The following is a 15586-nucleotide window of genomic DNA, read 5'->3' as shown; positions in this document are numbered from 1 at the left end:
CAGCATGCTTTATGCAGCAAATCCTTCCGCCTTCCAAGCAGTACGAACTCCGCCTTAAAAGCGAGCTTCTTGCGAGTTGGCTCGCAACATCAGCCTTTGCTTTAGCGTCTGTAGTTTCCTATTCTACTGCTAGAAGTAAGACAACCAAAGAGCCGCGTTGCCTCAATTCCAATGGTTATGTAGTGCCACGCCCGGCTGGTTTACCGCTTCTCTTTTCTCACCTGGCAGTTTCCGGCTGTCGAGCCGCCATTACGTATGCGTCGCATTAGTCAGAAGGTCGTCATGATACCGGTGCCAGAACTTCCTCGCTGGCAACAATACCTGCTGCTGGCAGGCTCTTTACTAGCCGTTATCACCTGCGTGTGCTTGCGGCTAAGCCATCACACGCAGGGGATCAGCTTGTTGCCCATGGTGCTTCCTTTTCTGCTTTGGTGGCCCCGCCCCACTCCCCCCGATGAGCTTCTGACCTGGTGGCTCGCGGTGATGTGCGTGTTCATCCTTGTGCTAGGACTACTTATAACTGCGCTGCCGCACATCGTGTCCTTTTTAAGCACGATAGGAGGATAGCAGCAATACAACATAAACGCATAAATGATGACAAACTAGACACTTAGAACATTCACAGATCGAACAAGCAGGGGCGCCACAGTAACACGGAACAAGCTTCCATGCTGCTGTGGCGCCCCTGCTTGTTTAGCTTAGCTATTGAAGTACCCGTTGTATTCATGCATGATAAGGGGGCAGCGAAGCCGCAAGTACTACGAATCGCGCAAGCCCTTAGCACTGCGAAGCTTTAACGCTACAGGCTTAATCAAATGAGTGCAGGCCAGCGGGCGAGGCTTGCTGTTTTGCTAAATCTATATTGCAAAATGCAAGGGGGCACTTAACCAAAAAGGGCGCAGCAACTCACAGCAGACGGTTTAGCTCGGCTGGCACCGTGTTGGCAGCGGTGGCCGCAACAGGCATCTGGTGCCTGCGCTTACTCTCCCGCTGTTTTTCTTTTGCTAATGGATGGTATCAATGTCTTGCTGCTGTTCGGGCTGGCGGTACTGCTGGCGTGGCCGGTGGGGCGCTACATGGCCCGCGTATACACCGGCGAACGAACCTGGCTGCACTTCCTGACCCCGCTTGAACGGGGCTTCTACCGCCTGTCCCGCATCAACCCCGCGCAGCCCATGACGTGGCAGCAATACGTGGGTGCTTTGCTTGGCGTCAACCTGGTTTGGCTGCTGTGGGCCCTGCTTATGCTCTTGGCCCAAGACCAGCTGCCGCTCTGGAACCCCGACCATATTCCGGCCATGGAATTTACGCAGGCTCTGCACACGGTCGTGAGCTTCCTCACCAGTACCAACGCGCAGCACTATTCCGGCGAAACGGGAGCCTCCTATTTTGTTCAGATGGCCGTCCTCGCCTTCTTGCAGTTCATGAGTGCCGGCAGCAGCCTGGCCGTGGGCATAGCGGTAGTACGCGCCCTGGCCTCCCACAATACCACCAACATCGGCAACTTCTACCAGGACTTGGTTCGCTCTTGCCTGCTGGTGCTGCTGCCGCTGTGCTTTGTGTTTTCGGTGGCCTTTCTGCTGACGGGCGTGCCCATGACGTTCGAGAAAGCCGCGGCCTACACCTCGCTTGAAGGCGTGGCGGGCACAGTGGCACGCGGACCGGTGGCGGCTATGCTGTCCATCAAAGAGCTAGGCTCGAATGGCGGCGGATTTTTTGGCCCGAACTGCGCTCATCCTTTCGAAACTCCGAATTTTCAGGCCTTTGTATTGCATCATTTAGCGGTGCTGCTGCTGCCCATGGCCTTCGTGTTCATGCTCGGCTACTACCTGAAGCGTCCTCGCTTCGCGGTGATGGTATTTGGCGTGATGACAGTGGGTCTGGCGCTGCTGGTCGTACCCGCCGTGCTCCTGGAGCTGAACGGCAACCCTACGCTGAATGCCATGGGCATTGGACCGGCCGCGGGCGGCAACATGGAAGGCAAGGAAGTGCGGTTTGGCGTACTGCCTACGGCGGCGTACAACGCCCTCAACATGGCCATTCCGGCCGGTACGCTGGTGGGCGCGCAGGACAGCTTCGCCCCGCTTACCGGCGTTCCGTTCATGCTGCTCATGCAGATTGACGCCTTCTTTGGTGGGTTGGGCACCGGCTTCCTCAACTTTCTTATCTACCTCGTTATTGCCGCTTTCGTGGCCAGCCTGATGGTGGGCCGCTCGCCGGAATTGCTCGGCAAAAAGATTGAAGCGCCCGAAATGCAGGTGGCAACGCTGGTGGCCGTGGCTCAACCCGTAGTGGTGCTGGCCAGCACGGCCCTGGCCGCCTATGTGTGGTACGCCACCCCCAACCCCGCCGACTCGCTGAAATGGCTCAACAATCCCGGCGCCCACGGTTTCAGCACCATGCTTTACGAGTTTGTGTCGGGGGCCGCTGGCAACGGCTCCGGCTACGAGGCCCTCGCCGACAACACGCCGTTCTGGAACCTGCTGCCCTGCCTGGCCATGCTCAGCGGCCGATTCGTGCCGCTGCTGGGGGCGCTACTCATTGGGGCGCAGCTGATGCAGAAACCTTACACGCCGCCGAGCATAGGCGGTATCCAGTTGGAAAGCCCCACGTTCGGCATGCTTTTGCTGGTTGTCATTGGCATTTTGGGCGCCTTGCTTTTCTTTCCTGCCCTCACCCTGGGCCCGCTGGCCGAGTATTTCGCTGGCAGATGAAAAACGAGTTCACCCAACCCCAACATTACCAGTCTTTCAACAAGCAACCCCACCCCATGAATATTCTACGTCCGGTGCTGCTGAGTGGCTTGCTGCTGCTTGCGTTTGGTTTTGCGTTTCCAGGCCTTGTTTGGGCTGTGGGCCTGCTGGTGCCGGAGCGGGCGGCCGGCTCGGCAGTGGTAGTGGCTGGCAAAACCGTTGGCTTCGAGCAAATCGGGCAAAAGTTTATGCAGGCGCGGTATTTCCACGGCCGCCCTTCGGCTGTCGACTACAACGGCGCGGCCACCGGCGCCTCCAATACCGGCCCCACTAACCCGGCCCTGCAAGCCGCTGTGCAGGCCCGGCTCGACACATTTCTGCTGCAAAACCCCATTATCCGCAAAGAGCAGGTGCCGGCCGAGCTGGTTACTGCCTCTGCCTCCGGCCTCGACCCCGACCTTTCCCCGATTGGCGCGGCCGTGCAGGCAGCTCGGGTGGCGCAGGCCCGGCAGCTCAACCCCGCTCGGGTGCGGGCCCTGATTGCCCAACATACCGAGTTGCCCTGGCTTGGCTTCATGGGCCCGGCCCGTGTGAACGTGCTGCGCCTCAACCTAGCCCTCGACCAAATACAGCCTTAGCCCAACCCAAGCCATGCCCGACTTACTCACCGAAATAACCCACGCCGCCCGCGCCTATTATGGGCAGTGGCATCTCATTACCGCCACCGAAACAGATTTTCGGGATTGGCTGCAGGAGCTGCCGCCAGCCGAGCACCTGCGCTTGGCGAACAGCGGCTTTGCGGTGGCTTGTACCCAACGTGCCTTCCAGCGGTTTTGCCTGGAATGGCGCGGCTACCCTATGCGCGATTTTATGGGCGAGACGCTGTCGGTCGATGCTTATATGTTGTGGCAAAAAGTTCAGGAATTCAACGGCGAATTGCCCGACGGCAGCGGGTGATGCTTCACTGGAAAAAAGAAAAACGGTACTAACGCAAGTGAGTGCCAGCCTGCAAGCCACACAAAAACTGCTTTATAATCAGCTGCATACGGTTCTAGGCGGCGCGGTATATCGACTTCATTGCCACTTGAGAAGATAATGCCCCGTAGATTACACCTCAACTGACCTGAGTGGCATCATGGAGCTATACACCGCCTTTTCGTTGTTGTTGGTGGTGGCAGCCGCGTTTGCGTACCTCAATTTCCGGTTTCTGCACCTGCCTAGTACCATTGGGCTAATGGTATTGGCGCTGCTTTCCTCCCTGGCATTAGTTGGGTTGGGCCGGATGGGGGTGCCGGCGGTGCTAGAAATAGCCAACGTGGTGCGCACCATTGATTTTCATACCGTGCTGATGCAGGTGATGCTCAGCTTCATGCTTTTTGCTGGCGGCTTACATCTTGATGCCGCCAGCCTGGGCCGCCAGCGCCTGCCCGTACTCACCTTGTCTACGGTGGGCACTATGCTTTCCACCGTACTAGTGGCTACCAGCCTCTATATCACCCTGCCCCTGTTTGGCTTGCCGCTGGCTTTTGTGTACTGCTTGCTGTTCGGGGCCCTTATTTCCCCCACCGATCCTATTGCCGTACTGGGCATTCTCACAAAAGCCGGTATTCAGAAGCCGCTGGAAATTAAGATTGTGGGGGAATCGCTCTTCAACGACGGGGTAGGCGTCGTAATTTTTGCCACGGTGCTATCGGTGGCGAAGGCGGGTGCGGAGGCGCTGAGCGTTGGGGCGGTGCTAGGGCTGTTTTTGCGCGAAGCACTGGGCGGGGTGGCGTTGGGGCTGGCGCTGGGCTACGGAGGCTCTTTTCTGCTGCGCTCCATCGACAACTATAAAGTGGAAGTTTTGCTCACGCTTGCCCTCGTGGCGGGCGGCAGTTCGCTGGCTACCTTGCTGCACACTTCTGGGCCCCTGGCTATGGTTATGGCGGGCATCATCATCGGGCATCTGGGCCGGCGCGATATGTCGGATGTGACGCAGGAGTACGTCGACAAGTTCTGGGAGATGCTCGACGAGATTCTCAACGCTTTGCTCTTTGTGCTCATGGGCCTGCAAATGCTGGTTTTGAACATTACGCCACTCTACCTGCTGGTGGGGCTGCTGGCCGTGGGGCTGGTGCTGTTTGCCCGGCTGATATCGGTGGGTTTGCCGCTGGCCGTGCTGAGTCTGCGTCAGCAGTTCACTGATAATAGCCTCACCATTCTGACCTGGGGCGGCCTGCGCGGCGGTATTTCGGTGGCCTTGGCCCTATCCTTGCCCCCCACCATGCCCCGCGACCTGCTGGTGGGCGTAACGTATGTGGTGGTGGTATTCTCGATTCTGGTGCAGGGTCTCACAATCGGGCCTTTGGCCCAATACCTTCAAACCAAGCAGCAGAAGCGCGCCCAAGCTACAAAGCCGCAATAAACTCGGTGAGGCGCTTGCGAAAGGCGGCCGCGGCCAGCTTGTGCTCGGGGTTGGTGCTCTCCAGAAACTTCTCCAGCGGCACCGTTACCGTCTTGCCATTGTTCTGGTACGCGCACTTCAAATCCTCGACCCGGTAGGTACATTCTCCTTCTACCAAGCGGGCCGCTACACCGGCTAGCAGCTGGTAGTCGTTGGGGCCAGCTTTGATGACGGCGAAGCGGCCCCATCCATAAAACTCGCCCCGCGCTGAAAGACGGCCGTTTTCCACCAGCAAGGTGGGAGCCAAATTGTTGGTAAACCAAGTTTGTACGCGCTGCTGGAAGTTCTTCCGGGTAGCTTCCTGACCCTCGAATTGTCGCTCCCCCGTGATTTGAATGTTACCGTATTCGTTTTTCGGCCACGTTTGATTTTGTGCGCTCACCGGGAAAGAGGTAAGGACCATCAAAAAGACGAGTAAAATAAAAGCTACGCATGATTTCATGACGCTAAAGTAGCTTAACAACTAGAAGTAGCTCGACGAAACCACTTTTCCGCTTAGGAGTACTAGGTGCTGAGGCCGCTGCGTAACATTGGCGTAACATTGGTTCGTTTAAGGTTTCAAAACAGAACTGCCTTTAGAAGAGGCTGCTCGCAAACCATCTTTTAGTTAAGCGTATTTCGCGTTTTCAAGTGCCCATTATGCGTTCTTTTCTGCTTACCCGAGCCGCCACGCTTGTTTTGTTTGTTGGCTCGTTTACCTCCGTCCAAGCGCAGGTACCCACCACGCCGGCCGCTCCCGATACGCTGCACAAGTTCGAAAACCCTACGGCCGTATCTGCTGCAGTCCCAAAGCCTTGGTACAAAGGCAAGCTGATGAAAGCCACCATAGTACCGGCCGTTTTAATCGGCTACGGCATCAGCACCATCAACGGCAACGGCTTCTACAGCAGCTACGACGCCAAGCGGGACATACAGCAGCAGTTCCCCAACTTCCACACCCGCGTTGATGACGCCCTAATTTTTGCGCCGTATCTGGAGTTGGGCGCCGTGGCCTTGGCGGGCGTCGAGTCGCGCAACGACCGGCTTAATACGCTGCTTATCATTGGCAAAGCGGAAGGCTTGATGCTGGTTAGCGTATTTGGCTTGAAGAGTATTACCGGCGTCACCCGCCCCGATGCCTCCGACAATCAGTCGTTTCCGTCGGGGCATACGGCGCAGGCCTTTCTGGCCGCCAGCATAGTGCACGCCGAGCTGCGCGACAAAAGCCAGTGGTATGGCGTGGGCGCTTATGGCATAGCCACCAGTGTTGCGGCGCTACGCATGCTCAACAACAAGCACTGGCAGAGCGACGTGTTTGCCGGGGCGGGCATTGGTATTTTGTCGGCGCACCTGGCCTACCTCTCGCACCGCAACCGCTGGGGCCGCAAGCCGCGCCTGCTGGAAGGCAGCAGCTTTTCGCCTATGTATCAGCAGGGCGCCGCTGGCCTGACGTTCACTTGGCGCCCCGTGCATTAAGCGCAGCTTTTCAAGTTTGCGCCGAGCTAGTTCGACTTCATCCGGCGGCAGGATTTCTTTTGTTGGGTTTTCAGGCGCTTGCTGCCGTTCAGGTTACCTGTCGGCGCTGTGCTCGAACTCAACTTTTTCTGGCGGACGCAGTATCTACACTGTTGCTCCGCACGGGGGCAGTTTCCTCTCTTCCTACCTCAACCACGCTACCATGACCTCCTACCGTCCTTTACTCGCCTTCTGCCTTATCGCCCTGTCGCTCACCGTCAGCAGCTGCGATGCTATTGGCTCCATCTTCAAAGCCGGCGCCTGGACGGGTTTGATTGCGGTTTTCCTGGTGGTTTTGCTGCTTTGGTTTATTGTCACGAAAATGCGCAGCCGCTAACCCCCGCTTGGCCATTCCTATAAAAAAGGCGGCTTCCGTACGGAAGCCGCCTTTTCGTTTTGTTGTCGCGGCACTTTATTCCTTTACCACCCGCAACGATACGGGCCCCTGCGCTGTGGCCAAGCGCAACACGTAAATACCGGCTGGCTGCCCAAATTCAGAGCAGTTTAACAACGTACGGTTTGCTGAACTGCGCCAAGCAGGTTATAAAAGGAGCCGTGCAACAGGGCTTATTTTTCTCGAAGACCTTTACTCTAAAACACAAAAACGACCTGCCAATTGCTTGACAGGTCGTTTCGTAGTGCTTAGATCGGGTTATTACTGCTTCTTCACTTTGTCGGGCATGGTCCCGATGATGTGGTCCCAGAGGGTGCTGCTCACGCCAAAGGCAATTTCGTCTTGCCGATAATGGTGCTGCGCGTGGTGCGTCCACCATACTTTCAGGAAGTTCTTCGGCGGCGCGTACACGTGAATCGAGTAGTGCACGAACAGGTAGAGAGCGTAGCCAAATACGAAGCCCGCCAGCACGCCAAACGCGGCACTCCCAAAAATAAAGCGGAAGATGAAAAAGAATACCGATGCTACGAACACCGAAACGATGGGAGGCATCGCCAAGCGCGTCTTGTCCTTCGGAAACTCGTGGTGGACGCCGTGCATGGTATACTGAAACTTGATGCGCTTCGGTGTGGTGGCCGGAATGTGGTACAAGTAGCGGTGCATGGCATACTCCACAAACGTGAACAGGAACCACCCGCCCAGAAACTGGCCGAAGGCCGCTAGCCCAGTAGTGAAGCCCTGGGTAACGCCATAATACAGGCTAAGAGTTGCCGTCAAAATAAAAATGGAGACGGGCAACGCAATGTGGGTGTGTGAGAGGCGCTCCAGTACCGGGTTCTGGAAAAGTTGAGCCGAACCTTTGTGCTTAGGCTTCACATTCTCAGGAGCTTTCGCCGGAGTGGGGATTGGCAGTGGGGAAGCCGCAGTTTCTGTTGACATCGTCGGTAATAGGCTTATTTCAGGGAGCAAAAGTACGCATCCTAGCGCAAACGGTTTGCTTCTTTGTATCAGGCTGACGTTTGATAGCGAGCTACGAGTTGGCGCACCGCTGCTACCGTGCAGGTCGATGCTTCGCAGCGTAGCGGGGCTTGTTCGTAAAACTGCTTGCGTACCTGTAAGGTTTCGCGCAATCGGGCTTCCAGGGCCGCTGCATCGGGTAGCGCGGCCAGCAGGGGCCGGCTTTTGGCCACCGCCACTACCCGGCTCACCAGGGTCGCCACGGGAACATCCAGATACAGCGTAAGTCCGGTTTCGAGTAGCACAGCTAAGTTGTTGTGAAAGCAGGGCGTACCGCCACCGGTAGCCAGCACCATCTGTGGGTAACGCGCTGCCACGTCGCGCAGCACTGCTGCTTCCCGCTCCCGGAAATAGGCCTCTCCTTCGGCCTCGAAAATAGCCGGTATGCTGCGGCCTTCCTGCCGAACCAGTTCCTCATCCAGATCCAGAAACGGCACCTCGTACGCCACTGCCAGCCCCCGCCCCAAGGTAGTTTTGCCAGACCCCGGCATGCCAATCAAATGGATTTTTACATTTAACATTTATCAATTAACATTTAACAGGTACCCATAAGCTACGCATCATTGAAAGCAAAGCCATAAGCGCAAGGCCGCTAGCTGTTAAATGTTAATTGATAAATGTTAAATGTCCTTGTCAGTTCAGTCTTACCCGCGGGTCGAGTACGGCATAAAGCACATCGACGGCGATATTGACGAGCACGAATAAGGCCGCAATAAAGATGGTGGAGCCCATAACCACCGGAAAATCCAGGTTCTCGACGGCGCGCAGTGTCACGGTACCCAAACCCTTCCAGTTGAAGATGTACTCGATAAAGAAAGCCCCTGCCATCAGGGAAGCCAGCCAGCCCGACACGGCCGTTACCACCGGGTTCAGCGCGTTTTTAAGCGCGTGCCCCATCACCGTCCGGTAACCCGACAGCCCCTTGGCCCGCGCCGTTCGGATATAATCCTGGCTGAGCACATCGAGCATAGAGGAACGGGTAAGCTGCGTGATAACAGCCAGCGGCCGGATGCCGAGCGCAAACGCCGGCAGCACCAAGTTGCGCAACACCAAGTGCCGGCCCGTGAACGGGTCGGTTTCGTAGAGCTGCCCGGTGAGGTTGAGGCCGGTCCAGTGGCTCCAGTAGAACCCAAACGTGATGGCAATCAGGATACCCGCCACAAACGAAGGCACCGAAATACCGAGTACGGAGGTAGTTATCAGGGTTCTATCCAACCAAGAATGCGGCTTAAGGGCCGCCACTATTCCAAACGCAATACCGAGCACGGCGGCCAGCAGCATGGCCGCCAGCGCCAGCCACAAGGTGCCCGTAAAATGATCGAGCAGGATGCTGAGCACGGCTTTATTGCTTTGAAACGAGCGGCGCAGATAAGGCTTCTTCAGCACCAGCGCCTTAGCGCCCAATGGCAGCAATGTAACGCCGCCGTACTTGGCTACGCCGGCCGAGTCGCGCGGGTGTAGCCCCAGGGGCGAAATGTCGTTGAGGTAACCGCCGAGCTGCACCGGCATGGATTCGTTGAGGCCGAGGTCGGCGGCAATGGCGGCGCGGGTGGCGGCGTCGGAGCGTTGACCGGCCAGTAGCGCCACCGGGTCGCCGGGCAGCACCTGAAACAGAAAAAACACCGTGCACGCCACGCCCACCAATATCAGCAGACCTTGACCTAGGCGACGGAAGACGAAGGATATCAAGTTATTAGTTACCAGTTGCGAGTTGCCAGTTGCCGGTTATGGGTTGTCAGCTGATAGAACTAACTAATAACTGGCAACTCACAACCGGCAACCGGCAACTCATAAGAGTTTCTCCACGTCGCCGATGGCGGGAATGTCGTGGTAGTGGTATTTGCCCTTTACAGTGCCGTTTTGCAGGAGCAAAAGGCCGGGATTAGAGCGAATCATGGATTTAAGCACCGTGGCATCGGCGTAGTAGAAAGGGGCGCTCAGGTTCACGTCGTGGCGGAAGGCGTCGAAGGCGGCGGGGCTGCTGCTGGTGAGCACCAGCACGGAAATCTTCTTGCGCGACTTCTGCGCGGCGGCAAATAAGTCGTTGATGAGCTTGAACCGGTCCCGGTCGGCCTTCTCGGTACCCTGCACGATAAGGACGAGGCGGTTGCCTTGCAGCAGCTCCTGCGTGAAGTCGCCTTCGTCGTTCCACACCCGGAAATCGGTGATTTTGGGACCGGCCTCGGGGTTGAGGGCCACCATCTGCTTGAACTTCCAGGTGGAGTCGGTGGGATAATCAGTGAAGTCTTTGCTTTCGCCGTTGCGCTCCATCACGTACTTGTAGCGCAGCGGCGCCGAAGACTTCATCAACTGCCCAATGTTGTTGCCCACTTTATAAGGCAAGAAGTCGAAGTACGGCAGGTGCCCTAGCGCCCGCACCCCAATGCCAATGGCCACGGCCGAAGCAAAGGTGATATACATTACGCCCAACTGCCCCTTGGCAAATACCCGGCGCAAAAAGCGCTGATTCAGGAACACCACCGTCCACAACCCTAACAGGAACAGGTCTTTCAGAAACGAAGTCCAGGGCGTGAGTTTGATAAAGTCACCGAAGCAGCCGCAGTCCGTGACTTTGTTGAAGGCGGCCGAGTAGAAGGTCAGGAAGCCGAAAAACACCAGCAGCACCAGCAGCACCCATAGCGTCTTGCGCAGCATCCAGCGCAGCAACAGTGCCACGCCTAGTATCACCTCCAACGAGCTGAGCACGATGCTCATCGTGCGGGAGAACGGCTTGAAAAACAGAAAGAATCGGCCGAAATCTTCGGCAAATACCTCGAAGTATTCTTCTAGTTTGAGGGCCGTGCCCACCGGATCATTCAGCTTGATAAGGCCCGAGAAAATGAATATCATGCCCAGCAGCAGCCAGCAGATTCGGGTAAGTTGTTTCATAATAGAGTAGTGCGTGCGTAGTGCTTGGTGCCCGGTGATTAGGAACAGGGATGACAATTTGGGTCACGAGTTGCAGCTACGTAATTCCAGGCTCTGCAAGTTACTCATCCAAATAGCACATTCGATGCTAATTAAGTACCACGCACCAGGCGCTAGGCGCTAAATCCTTTCTTAATCAACACAAATACCGCATAGTTCAACATGTCGCGGTAATTGGCTTCCACGCCTTCCGAAACCTGCGTGCGGCCCGCTAAGTCTTCGATTTGCTTGGTGCGGTGCAGCTTCATCAAAATGATGTCGGTGATGCTCTCGATGCGCATCTGGCGCCAGGCCTCGCCGTAGTCGTGGTTTTTGGCGAAGAGCAGGCGCCGGTTTTCGGCGGTTTCCTGGTCATAGGCAGCGGCCACATCGGTGGGGTCGAGGTCGAGGGGCGCGTTGGGGGGCAGGCGGAGCTGCATGAGGGCAATGACGCAGTAATTGATGATGGCTACAAACTCGCCATCTACGTCATCCGCCACCAACTGCGTGCCCTTCTCCTGAATGCTGCGAATGCGCTGGGCTTTGATATAAATCTGGTCGGTGATGCTGGGCAGGCGCATGATGCGCCAGGCCGTACCGTAGTCGTGCGTTTTGGCCAAAAACAGCGTCCGGCACTGCGCTATTATCTGGTCGTATTCGTGTTGGGTTTGATTCTCCAAGTTTTTACGCCTATTTTGTTGGGTGACGTCGAACACGTCGGTAGCAAGAACACCCCTCTCCTTTGGCCTCCCGCGGCAAGGACCTGCTGGGGGTTATTGAAGTCGTTGGAGTTGTTCTGAATTATCTGTTCTCACCACCCGAAAACCATGCTCCAGGCCCCGCAAGATACATGTTTTCCGGCCGCGCAAACCCTGCGCTGCCCCGGCGGCCGGGTACTTGATTTAAGCTGGCCGCGGGTGATGGGCATCCTCAACCTGACGCCCGACTCGTTCTTTGCCGGCAGCCGCATTCAGGCGGAAGACGACCTGCTGCGCCGCGCCGAAACCATGCTACACGCCGGGGCCGCCGTCCTCGACCTGGGCGGCTACTCGTCGCGGCCGGGGGCCGAGCACATCGGCGAAGACGAGGAGAAGCGCCGCCTGCTGCCCGCCGTGGAAGCGGTGCGCCGAATGTTCCCCGAGGCTTTCCTGTCCGTCGATACGTTTCGGGCCTCGGTGGCCGCCGAAGCCGTAGCCACAGGCGCCGACATTATCAACGACATCAGCGGCGGCACCCTCGACCCCGACATGCTGCCCACCGCCGGCCGCCTGGGTGTGCCTTATATTCTGATGCACCTGCGCGGCACGCCCCAAACCATGACCCAGCACACCCACTACGAGGGCGACATTGTGTTGGAGCTGGTGCGCTACTTCCGCGACAAGCTGGTGACGCTACGCCAGCACGGCGTGACCGATGTCGTGCTGGACCCCGGTTTTGGGTTTGCCAAAACACCCGCCCAAAGCCACGAGCTCCTGCGGCGCTTGCCCGAGCTGGCGGTATTGGGCCTGCCCATTTTGGCGGGGCTTTCCCGAAAAAGTATGGTGTATAAGCCCCTTGGCCTCACCCCCGATGCAGCCCTTACCGGTACGGTTGCCGTCAATGCCTTAGCGGTGCTCAACGGCGCCCGGCTCCTGCGCGTACATGATGTAGCCGAAGCCGTTCAAACTATTCAGCTCGTTTCTCCCACCTTCCCGCCTACCTCCTACCCGTGATTGGTTCTTTCAGCATCGGCTTCCTGCGCATTGGCTGGATAGACGTCATCGACGTGCTGCTAGTCACGGTGCTGTTTTATCAGCTCTACAAGCTGTTAACGGGAAGCGTCGCGCTGAAGATTTTCCTGGGCTTCATGTCCATCTACCTGTTCTATCTGGTGGTGAAAGCCGCTGGCATGGAGCTGCTGACCAGTATTTTAGGTCAGTTTATGAGCGTGGGCGTGCTGGCCGGCATCATCTTGTTTCAGCAGGAAATCAGGCGGTTCTTGCTGAACGTGGGCAAGGTAACGGCCTTTGAGCGGGTACGCAACTTCGCGTGGCGGCGCGATAATGCTGGAGCCGAACGCATGAATATCACGCCCTTTGTGGAAGCCGCCAAAAGCCTGGCCGGCAAAAACACCGGGGCTCTCATCGCTTTCAACCAAGCCTCCGACCTCACGGCCTTCGCCAACTCCGGCGACCTGATTGATGCTACCGTGAGCAAGCGCCTGCTGATGAGCATCTTCAACAAAACCAGCCCCTTGCACGACGGCGCCGTCATCATCAACCGGGGCCGGATTCAGGCGGCGCGCTGCATCTTGCCGGTCAGCGAAAATCCTGATGTGCCCGCCGCCCTTGGGCTGCGCCACCGCGCCGCCATCGGCCTGAGTGAAGTGACGGATGCGGTGGTATTGGTGGTGAGCGAAGAAACCGGCCAGGTTTCGTTGGTGCGCGGCGGCGAGGTCTTCCGCAACCTAGCCCCTGCCGACCTGCGCGCCCGCCTCAACGAGCTTCTGTTTGATGTGGTGCCCAAGCCTACTGCGGCCTCATCGGCGGCGGAAGTGGCGGCATAAACGCCCACGCGAAGACGGCACTATTGGGTTGGCGGAAGAGGTATTCGGAACAGAGACTTTAGAACGCCCTGCTGAACAAAACCCAAGCCCCTTGCTCGAATCGTGGTAGACCCTGAGGCTGGTATCAGCTACTTATTGCCGTTTCGTGCACGGTGCAGCCGCTTGTAGAGACGCCTCTTTGCGTCTCATCGTTCGCGCCGCCTGCCTAACCATCGTTCAACGACAAGACGTAAAGATGCGCCTCTACCGCAATGGGTACACCGTGCACGAAACCGCTATAGCTCTGGCACCCTTGCTGAGCCACTAGCTCTTCCACTAACCGCAACGGTCAAGTAAAACTTGCTATAAGAACTCTTTCAAATAACAAGTTTTTACTATATTTTTACTGTGTTCCATGTCTTACCCATTGCTTAGTTATTCCGAAACAACGTAGCAGCTACGGCTGCGCGACTTTCGGGGCTTGCGTATCCTTCGTGCTGGTAGTCTGCTGGCTGCCCTTCTTATCCCGGTTTTGCGCCCCCGCGCCGGGTCCACCGTTTTTGCCGCGTTGCTAGCCGGCCTGCTTTTCGCGGGTTGAGTCTGGCAGATTGTTTTATGATCTGGCTTTCTCTTCCGAGAGGGCCGGACGCTAGGCATTGCCGCTAACGCTATGGACCTTATAATTGACTTGCACTGCCACCCGAGCATGAAGCCGTTCGGGCACAGCTTCAAGGCCGACCAGCAGAAGCAAAACCCGCGTCCAACCTCGGTGGCGTGCGCCTGGCACCACGACCGGCCCACCTTGCTTGATAAGGTGGTTAATTTTGTGGCTCAGCTCACAAAGTTCCGGCAGAGCGACTTTACCAGCAGCCGCCGGGGACAAGTGCGGTTGGTAGTGGCGGCGCTGTATCCGCCGGAGCGCGGCTTTTTTGTGAATCAGCTCGGTACCGGCCCCGTGGGCGACGTGGCCCTGGATTTGGCCACGGGCCTGGGGCATCAGCGCATTCAGGCTATTCAGCGCCAGCAAGACTACTTTCTGGATTTGGTAGCGGAATACGAGTTCCTGCGCAGCCTTGACGGGCAAACCGTAACGCTGCCCTCGGGCGAGAAAGCCCGCTACCGACTCTGCGGCACCCGCGCTACCGTGGAAGCGGCTTTGCAGGAACCGAACACCGTGGCCGTGCTGCTTAGCATTGAAGGCGCCCACGCTTTCGGCTGCGGCCTCGACCCCACTGGCCGGCCAGCGGACCTAGCCACCCTGCAAGCGCATATCCGGCAGGTGAAAGCCTGGCCGCACTGCCCTCTGTTTATCACTTTTGCCCACCACTTTTTCAACGAGCTAGGCGGCCATGCGGCCAGCCTGACGGGCATTGTGGCGAAGTTCACCAACCAGAGCCTAGGGCTTGGCACAGGACTAACGGAGCTGGGTCGGGCAGTGCTGCGCGAACTACTGGCTACCACGCCGGGCCGCCGCATTCTGGTGGACGTGAAGCATATGAGCCGGTTGTGCCGCCAGCAGTTCTACGCCCTGCTCGATGCCGAATTCGCCGGCCAGGATATTCCCGTGGTAGCCAGCCACGGCGCCGTAACCGGCTCCGACGCCGACCGACATCTATTCTGGGACTTCGACATCAACTTCTACGACGAGGATCTGCTTCGTATAGCGCGTTCGGGCGGGCTGCTCGGCTTGCAGCTCGATGAACGACGGGTGGGCTCACCGGCCGCGCTGCGCAAGGCCAAAGGACATTTGCAGCGCCGCAAAATTCTGTTTCACTGGGCTGGGCTGGTTTGGAATCAGGTGCAGCACGTGGCCGAGCTGCTGGATAAGCACAACCTCTTCGCCTGGGGCACGCTGGCGCTGGGCACCGACTTCGATGGCATTGTGGACCCAATAAATGGGTATTGGACCCACGAGGAACTTCCTCTTCTCAGCGACTACCTACTCAAGCACGCGCATAACTACCTCACTGGCTCCGGCAACCTATCCCTGACGCTAGCTGCCAACCGCGCCGTGGATGCCGAGGAAGTGGTGAGCCGCATCATGGCCGACAACGCTTTGGCTTTTCTGCTGAAATACTTGCCGGCAAGCTCGGCGGCCAATTAGAGTGCCCCCG

The 15586-nt window shown here is 57.6% G+C and carries 17 protein-coding genes; 11 read left to right on the top strand and 6 right to left on the bottom strand.

Annotated elements, in window-relative coordinates; translation table 11 throughout:
• The first annotated feature begins 255 nt into the window (after positions 1-255).
• The 5 genes from VF639_RS17890 to VF639_RS17870 all read left to right on the top strand — a co-directional run bounded on the left by VF639_RS17890 (position 256) and on the right by VF639_RS17870 (position 5097).
• Complete coding sequence (locus VF639_RS17890; protein WP_331147297.1) at positions 256-567, top strand: hypothetical protein; 312 nt, start codon at positions 256-258, stop codon at positions 565-567.
• 440 nt (positions 568-1007) lie between these two features.
• Complete coding sequence (gene kdpA / locus VF639_RS17885) at positions 1008-2714, top strand: potassium-transporting ATPase subunit KdpA (RefSeq protein WP_331147296.1); 1707 nt, start codon at positions 1008-1010, stop codon at positions 2712-2714.
• A complete protein-coding gene (gene kdpC, locus VF639_RS17880) occupies positions 2711-3331 on the top strand; it encodes a potassium-transporting ATPase subunit KdpC (protein ID WP_331147295.1) in 621 nt (206 codons plus the stop codon). Before kdpA ends, kdpC begins: the two co-directional genes overlap by 4 nt.
• Before the next feature lie 13 nt (positions 3332-3344).
• Positions 3345-3650 (top strand): hypothetical protein, encoded by a 306-nt coding sequence (locus VF639_RS17875; protein WP_331147294.1) that lies wholly within the window; start codon positions 3345-3347, stop codon positions 3648-3650.
• 178 nt (positions 3651-3828) lie between these two features.
• On the top strand, positions 3829-5097 hold the full coding sequence (locus tag VF639_RS17870) for a cation:proton antiporter (RefSeq protein ID WP_331147293.1): 1269 nt from the start codon (positions 3829-3831) through the stop codon (positions 5095-5097).
• On the opposite strand, the gene VF639_RS17865 is transcribed toward VF639_RS17870, so the two are convergent.
• A complete protein-coding gene (locus VF639_RS17865) occupies positions 5081-5518 on the bottom strand; it encodes a hypothetical protein (RefSeq protein WP_331147292.1) in 438 nt (145 codons plus the stop codon). The two genes, VF639_RS17870 and VF639_RS17865, sit on opposite strands and share 17 nt — an antisense overlap.
• A gap of 257 nt (positions 5519-5775) precedes the next feature.
• Here VF639_RS17865 and VF639_RS17860 point away from each other — a divergent pair, with 257 nt between their 5' ends.
• Positions 5776-6591 carry a phosphatase PAP2 family protein gene (locus VF639_RS17860; protein ID WP_331147291.1) on the top strand — a complete coding sequence of 272 codons (816 nt, stop codon included), beginning with the start codon at positions 5776-5778 and terminating at the stop codon, positions 6589-6591.
• Between the two features lie 202 nt (positions 6592-6793).
• Positions 6794-6967: a hypothetical protein gene (locus VF639_RS17855; RefSeq protein WP_331147290.1), complete on the top strand. Its 174-nt coding sequence runs from the start codon at positions 6794-6796 to the stop codon at positions 6965-6967.
• A 318-nt stretch (positions 6968-7285) separates the two neighbouring features.
• Here VF639_RS17855 and VF639_RS17850 read toward each other — a convergent pair whose 3' ends face one another.
• The 5 genes from VF639_RS17850 to VF639_RS17830 form a co-directional block, all read right to left on the bottom strand.
• Positions 7286-7963 (bottom strand): sterol desaturase family protein, encoded by a 678-nt coding sequence (locus tag VF639_RS17850; RefSeq protein WP_331147289.1) that lies wholly within the window; start codon positions 7961-7963, stop codon positions 7286-7288.
• Positions 7964-8031: 68 nt separating this feature from the next.
• Complete coding sequence (locus tag VF639_RS17845; RefSeq protein WP_331147288.1) at positions 8032-8562, bottom strand: shikimate kinase; 531 nt, start codon at positions 8560-8562, stop codon at positions 8032-8034.
• Positions 8563-8674: 112 nt separating this feature from the next.
• A complete protein-coding gene (locus VF639_RS17840) occupies positions 8675-9730 on the bottom strand; it encodes an ABC transporter permease (RefSeq protein ID WP_331147287.1) in 1056 nt (351 codons plus the stop codon).
• Positions 9731-9829: 99 nt separating this feature from the next.
• Complete coding sequence (locus tag VF639_RS17835; protein WP_331147286.1) at positions 9830-10930, bottom strand: BT_3928 family protein; 1101 nt, start codon at positions 10928-10930, stop codon at positions 9830-9832.
• 152 nt (positions 10931-11082) lie between these two features.
• Positions 11083-11628, bottom strand: coding sequence for a DUF1599 domain-containing protein (locus VF639_RS17830; RefSeq protein WP_331147285.1), 546 nt, complete (start codon positions 11626-11628; stop codon positions 11083-11085).
• Positions 11629-11775: 147 nt separating this feature from the next.
• On the opposite strand from VF639_RS17830, the gene folP reads away from it, so the two are divergent.
• The 4 genes from folP to VF639_RS17810 all read left to right on the top strand — a co-directional run bounded on the left by folP (position 11776) and on the right by VF639_RS17810 (position 15576).
• Complete coding sequence (folP, locus tag VF639_RS17825) at positions 11776-12660, top strand: dihydropteroate synthase (RefSeq protein ID WP_331147284.1); 885 nt, start codon at positions 11776-11778, stop codon at positions 12658-12660.
• Positions 12657-13493, top strand: a complete 837-nt coding sequence (gene cdaA, locus VF639_RS17820; protein ID WP_331147283.1) for a diadenylate cyclase CdaA — start codon at positions 12657-12659, stop codon at positions 13491-13493. The genes folP and cdaA overlap by 4 nt, the downstream gene beginning before the upstream one ends.
• A 178-nt stretch (positions 13494-13671) precedes the next feature.
• Entirely contained in the window at positions 13672-13800 is a 129-nt protein-coding gene (locus tag VF639_RS17815; RefSeq protein WP_331147282.1) for a hypothetical protein, read from the top strand.
• Positions 13801-14142: 342 nt separating this feature from the next.
• Positions 14143-15576: a membrane dipeptidase gene (locus VF639_RS17810; protein ID WP_331147281.1), complete on the top strand. Its 1434-nt coding sequence runs from the start codon at positions 14143-14145 to the stop codon at positions 15574-15576.
• Positions 15577-15586 lie beyond the last annotated feature (10 nt).

It is taken from the genome of Hymenobacter sp. (genome assembly GCF_036387835.1).
In the GTDB taxonomy this organism is placed as follows: Bacteria; Bacteroidota; Bacteroidia; order Cytophagales; family Hymenobacteraceae; genus Hymenobacter.
The sequence above is the reverse complement of the archived record's forward strand: the minus strand, read 5'-3'. Positions and strand labels throughout refer to the sequence as shown.

Bases quoted from the DNA above. Each gene is read 5' to 3' on its own strand.
- VF639_RS17855 (WP_331147290.1), top strand. From the start codon at position 6,794: ATGACCTCCTACCGTCCTTTACTCGCCTTCTGCCTTATCGCCCTGTCG.
- VF639_RS17835 (WP_331147286.1), bottom strand. From the start codon at position 10,930: ATGAAACAACTTACCCGAATCTGCTGGCTGCTGCTGGGCATGATATTC.
- kdpA (WP_331147296.1), top strand. From the start codon at position 1,008: ATGGATGGTATCAATGTCTTGCTGCTGTTCGGGCTGGCGGTACTGCTG.
- VF639_RS17890 (WP_331147297.1), top strand. From the start codon at position 256: ATGCGTCGCATTAGTCAGAAGGTCGTCATGATACCGGTGCCAGAACTT.
- folP (WP_331147284.1), top strand. From the start codon at position 11,776: ATGCTCCAGGCCCCGCAAGATACATGTTTTCCGGCCGCGCAAACCCTG.
- VF639_RS17845 (WP_331147288.1), bottom strand. From the start codon at position 8,562: ATGTTAAATGTAAAAATCCATTTGATTGGCATGCCGGGGTCTGGCAAA.
- VF639_RS17850 (WP_331147289.1), bottom strand. From the start codon at position 7,963: ATGTCAACAGAAACTGCGGCTTCCCCACTGCCAATCCCCACTCCGGCG.
- kdpC (WP_331147295.1), top strand. From the start codon at position 2,711: ATGAAAAACGAGTTCACCCAACCCCAACATTACCAGTCTTTCAACAAG.
- VF639_RS17875 (WP_331147294.1), top strand. From the start codon at position 3,345: ATGCCCGACTTACTCACCGAAATAACCCACGCCGCCCGCGCCTATTAT.
- VF639_RS17860 (WP_331147291.1), top strand. From the start codon at position 5,776: ATGCGTTCTTTTCTGCTTACCCGAGCCGCCACGCTTGTTTTGTTTGTT.
- VF639_RS17870 (WP_331147293.1), top strand. From the start codon at position 3,829: ATGGAGCTATACACCGCCTTTTCGTTGTTGTTGGTGGTGGCAGCCGCG.
- VF639_RS17810 (WP_331147281.1), top strand. From the start codon at position 14,143: ATGGACCTTATAATTGACTTGCACTGCCACCCGAGCATGAAGCCGTTC.